This window comes from Bacillus sp. NTK034 (genome assembly GCF_017303275.1).
Taxonomy (GTDB): domain Bacteria; phylum Bacillota; class Bacilli; order Bacillales; family Cytobacillaceae; genus Cytobacillus.
The window spans coordinates 26490-40092 of the sequence record NZ_JAFKOJ010000011.1 but is presented as its reverse complement, the minus strand read 5'-3'; the positions used below and the strand labels follow the sequence as shown (position 1 = coordinate 40092).

Genomic DNA, 13603 nt, shown 5'->3' with positions numbered 1-13603 from the left:
TGTTCGTTGCTCCAGGTACCTGTAGGTGAACAAGTAAGTCATTGAAAGTTTAGGGGTGAATTTATGGAGAAATTCATAGTGAAAACAGGGATATATTCATTTATTGTCTCCTTTTTCTTATTGGTGGCCTTTATGAAGCGGATAGAAAGCACAACTGATGCCGGTGGTATGACTTCAAGTGTTATAACACCTTATCCTGAGTTCTTTTTTACTATTTTTCGATATTCTGTAATCACTTCTGTCATTGCAGTTCTCATTGCAATTGCTTATTTGTTTTCAATAAAGAAAAATGAATAACATACGCAGGCTGCCAATCCAGGCGGCTTTTTTTTGAACAAAACTGCTAAAGAAAATCCTGATAATATTATGGCGAACCTGTCTTTTTGATGCTGATTTTGTTGATCAGATCTTTTATGAAAAACAGACAGAAGCGGAACCGGCACTTATCCGCAAAAGGGTAAGTGCCTTTATTCTAAAAAATTTATAGAAAAATGAAACCTATATCTAACTCATTCGTCTTAGCATTAAAGTGAAAATGGGGTGGGGAGTGTGTGAGAAAGGTCAGGGATGAAGGCCCATTTGAAGATCGTGATGCTTGGCTGGAGTTTATTATGGATGAGTATGGTGAACGGCTCACAAAGCTGGCTTATAACTATGTGAAGGACTGGAAGCTGGCGGAAGATATTGTTCAGGATGTATTTATAGCGTGCTACAAAAATTATGACAAACTCGGTGAAGTGATCTCCTTTAAATCATGGATTTATCGGTTGGCTATTAATAAATCAAAGGATGTCTTGAAGAGTTACGCGTTTCGAAAAGTAGTAATGAATTCAAGCCTGTTTACTCTATTTTCTTCAAAAGAATTGTCGCCGGAAAAGGATCTGCTAAAGCGCAGCGAGAAAGAATTTCTTTCCTTGTGTGTATTGTCATTGCCTGTGAAGTACCGGGAAGCCGTTACGCTTTATTACTATGAAGAATGTTCGATTGAAGAGATCCAAGGAATATTAGGCGTGAACCACAATACGATCAAAACCAGACTGAGCAGAGGCAGGCTGAAACTGAAAAATATGATGGAGAGGTGGGGATATAATGGAGAGCAAGCTTAAGCAGCTGCGGAGGGCGATGGACTCGACGACTCACAAAGGTGACCACTTTACGGAATTTCAAAAAATGAATATTAGAAAAGCGGTCCATACAGATAGAAGAGTGAAGCCAAACAGACCCAATAAATTCGTTATATTCGCTATTTCCACTTTTGCCATCTGTCTCCTGGCATTCATCGTTTCAACTGAAATTTTGGTCAGGCAAAATCCAGAAAAGATAAATGGCGGCACGAATAATGAATGGAAAATACGGCATGAATATAAGGTGAATCAAAATATAAAATTTAGCATACTACCCGATCCTAATCTGAAGGCGGGAACACCTTATGGCAATATTTTTAGTTTCGCAGAGCCTTTTGACACTTATAAAGGAAAAGAAATTTCTATTTCTGCCCTTCATAAAGAAACAGGTGAGAGAATACAAGTTTTGCCTCATCAAGAAGTAACAGAACCTTCTCCTGGATACCCAAGCTTGCAGAGGTTCACGACTACATTCACACTTCCTTATGAGGGCCTGTGGAAGTATGAAGTGTATCTGGATGGCAAAGCCTATGGGGATGTTGTTGTCAGTGTGGCTGAAAAAGCAAAAGACGCCGCTATTACTTTGCCAAAGGACATACCAGATTTTGTTCAAGTAAGCGATTTTGACAATATTGATTGGGAGAGAAAAGCTGTGGAGTTCGGTGACAGGGGCATTATCGGAAATGAAAACAAGTCCGGTGTAATTGGCGCTGACATGCCAAGTTTAAACGGCCAAAAGTGGATGTGGCATCTTTGGGGAGTAGAAGATGCAGATCTGACGATAGTTGGTTTTCATAAAGAATCGCAAACTGTCCATAAAGTATTAAATGGAATGGGATGGACCATTCGTGCTTATGGTCCAAACAACGGGGCAGATGCACATACACCATCGTCTGTTAAATTTCCTAAAAAGGGGGAATGGGCCATTTTGCTTTATGTGGATGGGGGGTTATTTGATCAATTGATTTATGATATAGATGAATGATTATGCTTCTAATTTTACACTTCAGAAGCTGCTTGATCTTAATAGCAATTGAATTAACAGTTCAGTTGAAAGTTTTAATTTATTGGAGGTCTTTTATGAAACCGCGGATATCAGTTATCACTTTAGGTGTAGATGATTTGGAAAGGTCCTTACATTTCTATCAGAATGGTCTTGGGCTCCCGACACAGGGCATAGTAGGAAGAGAATTCGAGCATGGTGCTGTTGCGTTTTTTGATCTGCAATCAGGATTAAAACTGGCAATTTGGAACCGTAAAGATATCGCTCATGACACAAGCATAAACCAGACAGGAAAAAGCCCAACTGAATTTACGATTGGGCATAATGTTGGGAGTAAAGAAGAGGTAAATACGGTAATGGAACAGGCTGAAAATGCGGGTGCGGTTATTACGGTTCAAGCTCACGACACCTTTTGGGGTGGATATTCTGGGTACTTCCAAGATCCAGATGGACACCTGTGGGAAGTGGTTTGGAATCCTGCCTGGGAACTTACAGAATAAGTCCATAGAATGTCTTTATCAAATTAGGTACAAGAGCTGAAGATCAAACTTGTCGATCGTCAGCTCTTTTTTTCATCCAGCCCTCTTATTCTGAAAAAGCTTTTGAATAATGGACTACCCCTGTAGCATTTTTAAGAGCATTCTCTGTCAATTCCAGAGCCATGAACACTTCGTCAGGTACTTCAAACGGGGCATGGATATTCCAAAGGCTGGCTGGCTTAAAGCCGAACTTTGGATAGTAATCCTTATGGCCCAGAACGATTATAGATTGATATCCGGACGCTTTAGCCTTGTTAAGTGCAGCTCGAATTAATTGACTGCCGATGCCTTTTCCCTGATAACCGGGAGCAACAGAAACGGGGGCAAGTGCCAGAGAATCTGCAGCCTTCTCACAATCAGCTATTGTAATTTTTGATAGAAGTATATGACCCACAACCTCCTTAGCCTGAGTTAACGCTACTAAAGAAAGCTCCGGAATAAATGCGTCCGAATTTCTGATTCTTTTAACAAGGAGATGTTCTGTTTTGTCGCTGTATTCTTCATTTAAAAAAGCTTCCTTAATCATTTCTTCAGTGGAATGATAGTCTGCAGGGAGTTCTTGCCGAATTAAAATATCCATTTATAGTCTCCTGTTCTTTAAGTGATTTATAAAGTTCGATATAAATGGCACTTTCTCATGCAGGCAGCCATGTAGAAAGTGTTACTCCTCCAGCTCTAAACATAAGTTCAACAAACAAAAACCTCCAATTTGGGATGTTTTCATTTTATTAAGTTATCGGGCAATGGTCAACGGTATCAGCACTCGTAAAAACGCCTTAAAGGAGATATTGAATTTTATATTGAATATGTAGGTAATGAGCTTTATAAGAGAGGTGATTTCAGTGCTTTTTCATTATCATTTTTGGACTCCGCATGTGGAAGAAACAGAAAAGTTTTACGTGAATAATGGCTTTAGGATATATCAGCGTATCGGAAAATACCAGGGGGACTTCCAAAAATTTGATCCTCCCTTAGTATGGGATGATTTCCGGAAGAAGAATATTCTTTTTCGTATAATTGAAGCAAGAAAAGGGAGCATAAATATCACTTTTGGATATGGGAAGAAGATTATATTTGACCATATAGGCTTTTTGGTATCTGAAATGGAACAAGAGCTTATATGCCTAAATGCAGATAATATGAATTGGACTGTTGATAGGGGGGAACGAAGAACGTTTATTACAACCCCTTATTCTTTTAGGATAGAACTTCAAACAAAAAAAGATATAGTAGATTCGATGACTGATAACATAAAAATAGAAGAATTAAGATTAGAAACAAAGAAAAAGGGGTTAGAAGATGATCTTTCTGTTTTGTTTGGAAAGCCTGTCAGCTCAATCAAGTCGGTAATTGGTGGGACAGTTACAATCAGGGAAGCTGATTTAAAGGGTTTCTCAACGAAACCATTAGTGGATCCTAATGGTGTAAGGATTTTGAATTGAAGTTTTTGTATTAACTGTGTAAGAGGGAGAACTTATGAAATTCTATTGGTTTCTAGTCTTATTATTCTTTTGCACCTGGGTTATAGAATCTTTTCTATTTCCCGAACCAAGCTGGTGGACTATTTTTTCATCGGATCGTTCAACGCACACCCCTCTAATAGAGCAGCTTTCCATAATTAAAGTATTTTTCTTCACGATAACTTTTATAGGCTTAGCTTACCTATTGCATTTTATATTTCAAAAACGCAGGTAAAAGATTTTCATGCGAGTAAGTACTGATCAAATGAATACTTCCTGATTTAATAAAGGGGGATACACCATGGGCAGAACAGTTACTTTCTCATTTAGCAGTGCCCGGTATGAGGGGGCTAAGGCGACTGAGACATTCACTTTTGAAAAATTGGGTCTTGACGAGAGTCGGGATGATAATGCCTTGGAAAAAGAAATAGACGAAATCTTTCATGCTTGGGTATGGGATAAACTCAATATTTCTTTTAGTATAATTACTGAAGAAGAAAAAGATGAGTTGTGCTGATTTTGATATATCGGACATAGGATAATAAAAATTGGACCATCATCTTTGTTCTTTCTTGAACATTCTGTGACAATCGCTAAATTATCACCTGATTATAGTATCAGGTATTATATTTATCACTATTCAATTAACCCCATTCGCACAATAATGGAGAAGAATTAATTCGACGATGAAATGGGGTATTCTTTTGAGATTTCCACAATTAAGAATTGGTCATATGAAGCCTAAATTTCCAATCATGCAGGGTGGTATGGGCGTAGGTATTTCTTTAAGTGGCCTGTCGTCAGCTGTTGCGAATGCCGGAGGGATTGGAACTATTTCCGGAACAGGAATCAGCATCGAAGATTTAAGATTACATATTAGAAAGGCTAAGGCATCTCTCAAGGGTGAGGGCTATATTGGGGTGAATGTTCTTTTTGCCATGAATGATTTTGCTGAAAAAATGAAAGCGGCGATTGAGGAAAAGGCTGATTTCATTATTTCAGGTGCTGGGATATCACGAGATATGTACATCTGGGGCAAAGAATCTGGCACACCGGTCATCTCGATTGTTTCATCTGCAAGGCTGGCAAAAATGTCAGAACGGCTTGGTGCTTCTGCTGTTGTGGTAGAGGGCAATGAAGCGGGAGGGCATTTAGGGACTGAAAGACCGCTGTTCGATATTTTACAGGAAGTCGTGGAAGCCGTTAAGATTCCTGTCATTGCTGCTGGAGGTATCATGACAGGAAGAGATATCGCTCATGCCATTCATATCGGTGCTTCCGGTGTTCAGATGGGAACAAGATTTGTCGCAAGTCACGAATGTGATGCACCATTATCCTTTAAAGAAAAGTATGTCCATGCCAAACAGGAAGATATCGTCATGGTGCAGACCACCGTAGGACTGGAAGGCCGTGCCATTAAGAACAACTTTACAGAGCAGATATCTGACAATAAAAAGGTGAAAATAAAGAAATGCATCGATTGCCTGAAAAACTGCTCTTATCGCTTTTGCACCATGGATTCCTTGATAACTTCCATGGATGGGGACTGTGAGAATGGTCTCGTATTTGCAGGGGCAAGAGTCCATGAAATTAACGAAATCCTGCCTGTTCAGACGATCATCAATAACCTTAGAACGGAATATGAAGCTTGTGTATAATTTCATAATGGTGAATTGCTTCAAGTCTGGCTGCCAAATAGGCGGCTTTTTTAATTTAAAGGGGTGTTTAGATGATGAAGGAATAAATCATAAAATATAGAATATCTTTTGAATGGAATAAGTGTAAAGAATGGATCGATGAATAGGAGAACAAATATGGAGAATAAGGGACACAATCATGAAAAATCAGAGTAATTCTTTAATCCTCGTAATCCACGAAATCTATGGAATTAATCAGCATATAAAGAGTTTTTGCGAATTACTATTAAAGCAGGGTTTTGATTTGATTTGCCCAAATTTATCAGAGCGAGAGAGACCTTTTGAATATACTCAAGAGGAAGCCGCTTATCGTCATTTTATGGAACATGTAGGATTCTCCAGCGCTGCCCGAAAAATTAAAGATTTATTATTAGATGTTAAAGATGAATACGAAAAAATATATATCATTGGATTTAGTATAGGTGCAACTGTTGCCTGGCTTTGCAGTGAAGAAGATTGTGTGGATGGAATAGTTGGATACTACGGTTCAAGGGTTAGGGATTATTTAGAGTTAACACCACAGTGTCCTGTAATGCTATTCTTTCCGCAAGATGAGCAGTCTTTTAATGTTGACGAGTTACTATTAGCTTTAGAAAAAAAGAAAATTGAAGTACATAAATTTACAGGAAAACATGGATTCAGTGATCCTTATTCCTCTAGATATGATGCAAAGTCAGACCAAGAAGCATTTAGCAAAACGATGGATTTTTTATTGCATGTTGATTGAGTATTATAAAGCTAAAGGTGAGTGTTATCTAGGGGAATTTTAATAAAAGGTTTACAGGCTCGTTCAATATTCTTAATACAAAGCTGCTAATTTAGATATAGCGGGGATAGCATGAGTGGCTATCATTGTATTTGGCGCAGGCGGAGCCAAATACTTTTTTTGTTTTGCTTGTACAAAGGTTGATTATTATACAAAGTGAAAGAGCTGAAAGTTCATTGATTTCAGCTTTTTTTAGTGTTTTAAAGTGACCATTTAGTTTACTTCCGGTAATACTTAACTATTTACAAAAATTATCTTGAAATAATATAATGATCTAGTGATCTATGCTTAATCTTATTTTAAGAACGGGGGACCCAATATTTACAGCGGAGTTTCCGCTTGGGGTGAATCCTATCGATGGAAGGGCTTACTGTTTCCACAGTCCTAACCCGAAAGCTAACCTCGTCAGCGTTTAAGGAAACATAAGAGAATATGAAATAGTGTGAATTGACAAAATCCGCATTTTTGTCGATTTTCTTTTTTATCAGGATCATCTTTGTTTCCCTTGCCTGCGCAGCACGTATAAAACTAAACAAGAAGGTAGGGTAATTGATGAAAAAAGTTAAATTAAGTTTAGCCACTCAAATTTTTATCGGCCTTATTTTAGGGATCGCTGTTGGCGGTATTTTCTATGGAAGTGAAGCGGCGCAAAGTGTCCTTCAGCCGTTTGGCGATCTTTTTATCCGCTTAATTAAAATGATTGTTGTTCCCATTGTACTATCAACAATAATTGTTGCCATTGCGGGTGTTGGAGACATAAAGTCCGTTGGTAAGCTTGGCGGGAAATCATTGGCTTATTTTATCGGCATGACCATGGTTGCCATTGTGGTTGGCCTCATTGCAGGTAATGTGATTCAGCCTGGTGCCGGCCTGAATATGGACAGCCTGCAGCAAAGCGATATTTCAAGCTATGTTGAAACCAATGAAGAGCAAGAGGGCAAGTCGATAGCGGATACCTTTTTGCATATAGTCCCAACAAACCCGGTACAGGCGATGGTGGAAGGCGATATGCTGGCGATCATCTTCTTTGCCGTTGTATTTGGCCTTGGAATTGCAGCAATTGGGGATAAGGGAAAGCCGGTATTGAGATTCTTCGAAGGTACTGCCAAGGCGATGTTCTATGTGACAAACCTATTTATGAAGTATGCACCAATCGGGGTATTTGCCTTAATTGGTGTAACGATCTCCAAGTATGGCTTTGCCTCACTGATTCCATTGGGCAAGCTGGCGCTTACTGTATATGGATCCATGATTTTCTTTGTTCTTGTTGTGTTAGGAGTTATGGCCAAAGTTGTCGGGTTCAGCATCTTTAAATTACTGAAGATGATTAAAGAAGAATTAATTTTGGCCTTTTCAACTGCAAGTTCTGAAACAGTGCTTCCAAGAATTATGGACAAAATGGAGAAGGCGGGAAGCCCGAAACATATTGCTTCATTCGTAATTCCAACAGGCTACTCTTTTAACCTGGATGGATCGGTTTTATATCAGGCCATTGCCTCTTTATTTATTGCACAAATGTTTGGCATAGAATTAAGCATAGGGCAGCAAATCACATTAATGTTAGTACTGATGGTTACATCAAAAGGAATGGCGGGCGTGCCAGGCGTATCCTTTGTCGTGCTGCTGGCTACATTCAGCACAATTGGATTGCCTGCAGAAGGCCTTGCCTTTATTGCCGGCATCGACCGTATCCTTGATATGGGCCGAACAGCCGTTAACGTGGTGGGGAATTCACTTGCGGCGATTGTTATTGCAAAGTGGGAAGGTCAATTTAACCCTCCAGCAGAAGAAAGATTTGAGCAGCAAGCTTCATAATAGATTGGAAAACACTAACAAATGGCAACGTATTTGTTAGTGTTTTTTTTGTTTTTTGTGGCATTCCATAAAGATGGAAAGGTGGAGCAGGTTCGGACAGAAAAGCGGGAAACCGACGAGAATGAGTCCGAAGGTGGTTTATGTAAAGTTAATGATGCTCCACTTTTATCAAATAGCCCTTAATGGTCATAATTATATTATAATGGAGTAAAAACTAGGAGGAGTTAACTTGACAATGGAAAATATGGAGCTGTCACCAGAACAGCGTGATGAACTGCTGGAAACTCTGAAAGCGCGTTTTGAAAAAAACATGCATCGCCATGAAGGTGTGGAGTGGGCTGATGTACAAGATAAGCTCGAAGCCAATCCTGAAAAATTGTGGTCACTCAATGAAATGGAAGGAACTGAAGGTGAACCGGATGTTGTCCGCCATGATCAAGAGACCGGCGAATACATATTTTATGATTGTTCAGCTGAAAGTCCAAAAGGCCGCAGAAGTGTCTGTTACGACCGTGAAGCGCTGGATGCACGGAAAAAACACAAGCCGGAAAACAGCGCTATGGATTTGGCAGCTGCCATGGGCATTGAGCTTTTAACAGAAGAGCAATACCGGGAGCTTCAGGAGCTTGAACATGTAGATAAGAAAACCTCCAGCTGGGTGCAAACTCCTGAGAATGTCAGAAAACTTGGCGGGGCTATCTTTTGTGACCGCCGCTACGACACTGTTTTTGTGTATCACAATGGAGCCGATTCCTACTATGGTGCAAGGGGTTTCCGCGGCTCGCTGAGGGTTTAGATTCGAGGAATATCTAAGTGTAAAGATAAAAGGGCAGTAGTGCACTCAGACTGATTGAGGCGTTGATCCTGGAAGGGATTAACGCTATTTTTGTGGAACTACCTTAATAAGCAGATAATGAATCCATATTAAAAATTACACAATAGAGGTAATCACCCATGATTTATGGTAGATTTTGTTTTTATCAATTTTTTTTATTTTCCATACTTTTTGTTATTAACATCAACTTTGATAAATACATCAGTAAACCCTTTACACGTGTTGATTTAATTGCCATATGTATAAGTGTGCCTGTCCTAATCATTCTTTTTATCGTTGTAAGTAAGTTATACAGCCGATTCGAGGTTATTAGTTTGCGAAATAAAATATTCATTTCAATACCTATCTTTATCATATCAACCCTATTTATAGGGTTTCTTGAGCAACTGTACTTCTAACTGATTTTTAACATCTGAGGGTGTTTTTAATACCCCTTGATGCTTAAATACGTATTGAAAGGTCTGAAATGGAGTGGAACTATTTTGAGTAATGAAAACCATTCAAAATTGGAAAAATGGCGAGCAAAATATGGAGCATTATTAATTGCGTCAGGTTGTTTATTTAGTTTAATCAACAGCTGGGATAAGAATTGGATTCTTACCGGTATATTGGGATTAGGTGTTTTAATTTGTGGAACATTAGGGATTTTTGATATAAAGCGCGGGGTACAGTGAAAATATAAAAATGAGTAATTTTTTCTGTTTTAAATCAGCTGCCTTATGGCAGCTTTCTATTTTTGATGTAAAGCCTTCAGATGGGGCCATATGTTCTTGCCCGGAGATCTGACACAATGGCCTGGCCGCTGATAACCAGAGCTATAGCAGTTATAATCAGATATAACTAATTAGAAAGGGAGATTCATAATGAAAAAGCAATACCTGTTATTTTCGTTAATAGTACTTTTTTTATTATTGGCTGGTTGTTCAAACAGTGACCAGTCTAAAAATACAGGAAAGGAGAAGCAGGAAGAAACTGGAGAAAAAGTGGAATTGACTATTTCGGCAGCAGCAAGCCTGCAGGATGCCTTGACAGATATTGAAGCAAGCTTCGAAAAAGAGCATCCGAATATGCTAGTAAACTTTAATTTTGGAGCATCTGGCTCTCTTCAGCAGCAAATTTCTCAGGGAGCACCTGCTGATCTTTTCTTTTCAGCTGCAGAGGATAAATTTGATAAATTAGTACGGGACGGACTTATTGAAGAAAAGAATGGAATTGATTTAGTTGGAAATGAACTTGTTCTGGTGGTGCCGAAAGAATCAGCAAAGGGAATTAAATCATTTAATGATCTTACTGAAGCAGATAGATTGTCTATCGGCACTCCAGAGTCTGTTCCTGCAGGGAAATATGCGAAGGAGTCTTTAGAAAATATGGGTATTTGGAAAAGCATAGAAGAAAAAGTGGTGTATGCCAAAGATGTTCGGCAAGTACTTACATATGTAGAGACAAATAATGTGGATGCTGGAATTGTTTATAAAACGGATGCATTAATATCTGAAAAAGTTAACATTGTGGACACGGCAGATGAAAACACTCATGATGCCATTATTTATCCTTTAGGTGTGGTTAAGGATACAAGACATCCAGAGGAAGCCAAGTTATTCTATGATTATCTTCAAAATGAAAATTCAATGAGTATTTTTGAAAAGTATGGGTTTAAAGGTCTTAAATAAGTTAAATAGTCACCAGTTGTAATGGCTGCCGAGTTACCAGGAAAAACACAAACGATCCCAGCCAGATTAAATTAGAAGGCATTCCTTTTGCGGGATGTCTATTTTTATTGCAGGAGAGCTGGAATTCGCATAAAACATCAGATGACAGTATGAGGCAAAAAGAGAGCTGCCAAAAGTGGCAGCTAAAAAACGCTAAGCGGCTAGCCGATATCAAAATGACCATCCTTTGAAAATCGTCCCGCAGGTTATTTTACAATCTGTTCCCAAGTAATATTGAAAGCCAGCTTCCAAAAAATGCCCAGGCAAATAATCGCAAGCCCCAAATACAGATAGATTCCATACGGCAATAGAGTGCTGGCGAAATGAAGGCCGGCAAATAAGGCTACAATCATCATCAATCCAAATATAATGGCACTATTGCCGTTTTGATTGTACTCATCAAAAGACTCCGAAAAGGGCAGGGTTTTCTTTAGAACCATAAAACAAATGACAGCATATAGACAGGCACTGATAAATACAGCGACAAGATCAGGCAGAATTTTTGCCCCGAACAGGAAAAGGAATAGTGCACTTAGAAGCAAGTAAACTGGCAAATATAACTTAAAGATAAATGCCTTGATGGTACCGCTGAACACCGGCTTTAGCTGTTTGAGTGGAGCAACCCGGTAAATAAAGGCACCCTTATATTTTCCTGAATACTTTAGAAGAATCATGATGGTCGGAATGATGATCAAACTAAAATAAATCGTTAAATAGGACTTGCTGTCAGATAGCTGTGCAAAATCTTCACGAAGAGTATTCATGATAAAAATAAACGGAATTACGATGGAAAAACCCAGAGACGGATAAGCCTTCAGCTTAAAGTCCCGTTCATTCCTCATCATGCTGCCGGCAAATCGGAAAACGGCTCTTTCTTCAGGTGAGCGGCAAATGGTGCTGAGAAGGAATTCTCCCGCTTTACTCCGTTTCGTTTCTTTGGCTTTTCCATGATAAGCAAGCTTTTGCAGGTTTTGCTCGAAGGTGCTGGTAAATTTCATATAAATCCAGATGGACAGGATCGGAACAATGAGTCCTAATGCTGAAAAGATGAGATAAAACGGCTGGAAAGTGCCCTTCATCATCATTTCGATATTTGCCCCAAACCACATTGGAAAGATGAATATCTGCCACCACTTTGGCTGAAGCGAAACCGTTAAGTCAATTAACTCAAAAGAGCGAATAAGCAATTGATAGCCAACCATGATCATAAGGGACAGCCCAATTTGGACATAGTTGATGAGATCTTTTAATTTTTCCCCGTCAAAAAATCGCAATATCGATAAATAGATCAGTGCGGTTAAACCAACAACCAATAAATCAATCAGGATGATGTTTACGGCAGCAATCAGGAAAAATAAGAGCCCATTTTTGATAAGTCCCACTATCAAAGGGATTCCCGTAAGCGCAATGGTAAGGAAAGAAAGATAAATCGTAACATGAACCATTTTTGCCGTGCTGATCGTTTTTCGGTCGACCGGCTTTGGAAACAGGATGTTGCGGTCCCGGATATCCAGTAAAACCGAAGAGAAATCAGAAATCATGGAGGTCATAACGAAAAAGGTGAAAATCCCATAAAATAGGCTCATCTGGAAAAGATAATTGTCTCCCATTAGCACAAATGGAATCAAAAACAGCCCAAACAATACGTAAATCCATAAAGATTTTATGTACTGATTGTTCTTTTCTTTGTTGTCTTTTTTTGCATTCTGCGAGAAAATGGTGGGCACACGCCGTCCATCCATCGTTAGCTTTACTTGCAGGAGTCTTCTCATTATCTTGTAATCTACACCAAGGCTGTTGAAAATCCGCTCAAAACGATCCAATAGTTTAAGAGTGCGATAGTCCTGCATCCCTACATCTCCCTTACGATCGAAACAAATCTTGCACCAAGTTCCTTATGTTCACTGAATCCCGTAAGCTGGTTGAAAATCTGTTCAAGTGAACCTTCCGTATTTTGCTGCCTTAACTCTTCAAAGGTGCCATCAGCAGCAATTCTGCCGGCATGCAGGAGAATAATGCGGCTGCTTATTTTTTCGACCACATCCATAATGTGAGAAGAATAAAAGATCGTTTTTCCCTGTTCAGCAAGCTGTGCCATAATTTCTTTGAATATCATGACACTATTTGCATCCAGGCCATTGATGGGCTCATCAAAGAACAGAAGTTCCGGATTATGCAGTAAGCTCGAGATAATGAGAAGCTTTTGGCGCATTCCTTTTGAATAAGAAGCGATCCGGGAATGGTAGACTTCCCCTATGCCGAATAGTTCCATCAGGCTTTTTGCCTTATCACTGGCGAGGTCCGAATCGAGACCATACAATTCGCCAACAAAGGTTAAATATTCCTGGCCGGTCAAAATATCGTATACTTCAGCGATTTCCGGCACGTATCCGATTTTTCTTTTATAATCGATATTTCCATCCGAAATATCCTGGCCAAAGATTTTGACCTGTCCTGAATAGTCATCTTCAATGCCAAGCATGATTTTGACAGTGGTGCTTTTTCCAGCGCCGTTCGGGCCGATATACCCGATGATTTCCCCGCTTTTTACCTGAAAAGATACACCATTCAGCACGGACTTCGGACCATATTTCTTTCTCAAATCACTAATCTCTAATATAACTTCCCCCATCACCTTAACCCCATTTCTAAAAT

General features: G+C 39.3%; 15 protein-coding genes and 1 riboswitch. Of the genes, 12 read left to right on the top strand and 3 right to left on the bottom strand.

The features are described from left to right. The first annotated feature begins 63 nt into the window (after window positions 1–63). The 4 genes from JI665_RS23970 (at window position 64) to JI665_RS23955 (ending at window position 2627) form a co-directional block, all read left to right on the top strand. Window positions 64–297 carry a hypothetical protein gene (locus JI665_RS23970; protein ID WP_206844983.1) on the top strand — a complete coding sequence of 78 codons (234 nt, stop codon included), beginning with the start codon at window positions 64–66 and terminating at the stop codon, window positions 295–297. A 254-nt stretch (window positions 298–551) separates the two neighbouring features. Then, window positions 552–1106: a sigma-70 family RNA polymerase sigma factor gene (locus tag JI665_RS23965; protein ID WP_206844980.1), complete on the top strand. Its 555-nt coding sequence runs from the start codon at window positions 552–554 to the stop codon at window positions 1104–1106. Next, complete coding sequence (locus JI665_RS23960; protein WP_206844978.1) at window positions 1090–2109, top strand: hypothetical protein; 1020 nt, start codon at window positions 1090–1092, stop codon at window positions 2107–2109. The genes JI665_RS23965 and JI665_RS23960 overlap by 17 nt, the downstream gene beginning before the upstream one ends. A 95-nt stretch (window positions 2110–2204) precedes the next feature. Continuing rightward, entirely contained in the window at window positions 2205–2627 is a 423-nt protein-coding gene (locus tag JI665_RS23955) for a VOC family protein (RefSeq protein WP_206844976.1), read from the top strand. Between the two features lie 85 nt (window positions 2628–2712). Here JI665_RS23955 and JI665_RS23950 read toward each other — a convergent pair whose 3' ends face one another. Continuing rightward, complete coding sequence (locus JI665_RS23950; RefSeq protein ID WP_206844974.1) at window positions 2713–3246, bottom strand: GNAT family N-acetyltransferase; 534 nt, start codon at window positions 3244–3246, stop codon at window positions 2713–2715. Between the two features lie 262 nt (window positions 3247–3508). Here JI665_RS23950 and JI665_RS23945 point away from each other — a divergent pair, with 262 nt between their 5' ends. From JI665_RS23945 to modA, 8 genes are all read left to right on the top strand, one after another. Then, window positions 3509–4108, top strand: a complete 600-nt coding sequence (locus JI665_RS23945; RefSeq protein WP_206844973.1) for a hypothetical protein — start codon at window positions 3509–3511, stop codon at window positions 4106–4108. A gap of 319 nt (window positions 4109–4427) precedes the next feature. Continuing rightward, on the top strand, window positions 4428–4643 hold the full coding sequence (locus JI665_RS23940) for a hypothetical protein (protein ID WP_206844972.1): 216 nt from the start codon (window positions 4428–4430) through the stop codon (window positions 4641–4643). Between the two features lie 169 nt (window positions 4644–4812). Then, window positions 4813–5784 (top strand): NAD(P)H-dependent flavin oxidoreductase, encoded by a 972-nt coding sequence (locus JI665_RS23935; protein ID WP_206844971.1) that lies wholly within the window; start codon window positions 4813–4815, stop codon window positions 5782–5784. 178 nt (window positions 5785–5962) lie between these two features. Further along, window positions 5963–6550, top strand: coding sequence for a dienelactone hydrolase family protein (locus JI665_RS23930; protein ID WP_206844969.1), 588 nt, complete (start codon window positions 5963–5965; stop codon window positions 6548–6550). A gap of 314 nt (window positions 6551–6864) precedes the next feature. After that, window positions 6865–7015: riboswitch (cyclic di-AMP (ydaO/yuaA leader) on the top strand. A gap of 126 nt (window positions 7016–7141) precedes the next feature. After that, window positions 7142–8404, top strand: coding sequence for a cation:dicarboxylate symporter family transporter (locus JI665_RS23925; protein WP_206844967.1), 1263 nt, complete (start codon window positions 7142–7144; stop codon window positions 8402–8404). A gap of 235 nt (window positions 8405–8639) precedes the next feature. Then, window positions 8640–9200: a DUF4256 domain-containing protein gene (locus JI665_RS23920; protein WP_244671313.1), complete on the top strand. Its 561-nt coding sequence runs from the start codon at window positions 8640–8642 to the stop codon at window positions 9198–9200. Window positions 9201–9721: 521 nt separating this feature from the next. Then, window positions 9722–9913 carry a hypothetical protein gene (locus JI665_RS23915; RefSeq protein ID WP_244671311.1) on the top strand — a complete coding sequence of 64 codons (192 nt, stop codon included), beginning with the start codon at window positions 9722–9724 and terminating at the stop codon, window positions 9911–9913. A 189-nt stretch (window positions 9914–10102) separates the two neighbouring features. After that, window positions 10103–10909 carry a molybdate ABC transporter substrate-binding protein gene (gene modA, locus JI665_RS23910; protein ID WP_206844963.1) on the top strand — a complete coding sequence of 269 codons (807 nt, stop codon included), beginning with the start codon at window positions 10103–10105 and terminating at the stop codon, window positions 10907–10909. Window positions 10910–11154: 245 nt separating this feature from the next. Here the strand turns inward: modA and JI665_RS23905 are convergent, their stop codons facing one another. Further along, window positions 11155–12798, bottom strand: a complete 1644-nt coding sequence (locus tag JI665_RS23905) for a hypothetical protein (protein WP_206844961.1) — start codon at window positions 12796–12798, stop codon at window positions 11155–11157. Between the two features lie 2 nt (window positions 12799–12800). After that, the gene (locus JI665_RS23900; protein ID WP_206844959.1) at window positions 12801–13580 is read right to left on the bottom strand and encodes an ABC transporter ATP-binding protein; all 780 of its coding nucleotides are present in this window, start codon (window positions 13578–13580) and stop codon (window positions 12801–12803) included. Window positions 13581–13603 lie beyond the last annotated feature (23 nt).

Bases quoted from the DNA above. Each gene is read 5' to 3' on its own strand.
- JI665_RS23970 (WP_206844983.1), top strand. From the start codon at position 64: ATGGAGAAATTCATAGTGAAAACAGGGATATATTCATTTATTGTCTCC.
- JI665_RS23960 (WP_206844978.1), top strand. From the start codon at position 1,090: ATGGAGAGCAAGCTTAAGCAGCTGCGGAGGGCGATGGACTCGACGACT.
- JI665_RS23955 (WP_206844976.1), top strand. From the start codon at position 2,205: ATGAAACCGCGGATATCAGTTATCACTTTAGGTGTAGATGATTTGGAA.
- JI665_RS23950 (WP_206844974.1), bottom strand. From the start codon at position 3,246: ATGGATATTTTAATTCGGCAAGAACTCCCTGCAGACTATCATTCCACT.
- JI665_RS23940 (WP_206844972.1), top strand. From the start codon at position 4,428: ATGGGCAGAACAGTTACTTTCTCATTTAGCAGTGCCCGGTATGAGGGG.
- JI665_RS23935 (WP_206844971.1), top strand. From the start codon at position 4,813: ATGAAATGGGGTATTCTTTTGAGATTTCCACAATTAAGAATTGGTCAT.
- JI665_RS23930 (WP_206844969.1), top strand. From the start codon at position 5,963: ATGAAAAATCAGAGTAATTCTTTAATCCTCGTAATCCACGAAATCTAT.
- JI665_RS23925 (WP_206844967.1), top strand. From the start codon at position 7,142: ATGAAAAAAGTTAAATTAAGTTTAGCCACTCAAATTTTTATCGGCCTT.
- JI665_RS23920 (WP_244671313.1), top strand. From the start codon at position 8,640: ATGGAAAATATGGAGCTGTCACCAGAACAGCGTGATGAACTGCTGGAA.
- modA (WP_206844963.1), top strand. From the start codon at position 10,103: ATGAAAAAGCAATACCTGTTATTTTCGTTAATAGTACTTTTTTTATTA.
- JI665_RS23905 (WP_206844961.1), bottom strand. From the start codon at position 12,798: ATGCAGGACTATCGCACTCTTAAACTATTGGATCGTTTTGAGCGGATT.
- JI665_RS23900 (WP_206844959.1), bottom strand. From the start codon at position 13,580: ATGGGGGAAGTTATATTAGAGATTAGTGATTTGAGAAAGAAATATGGT.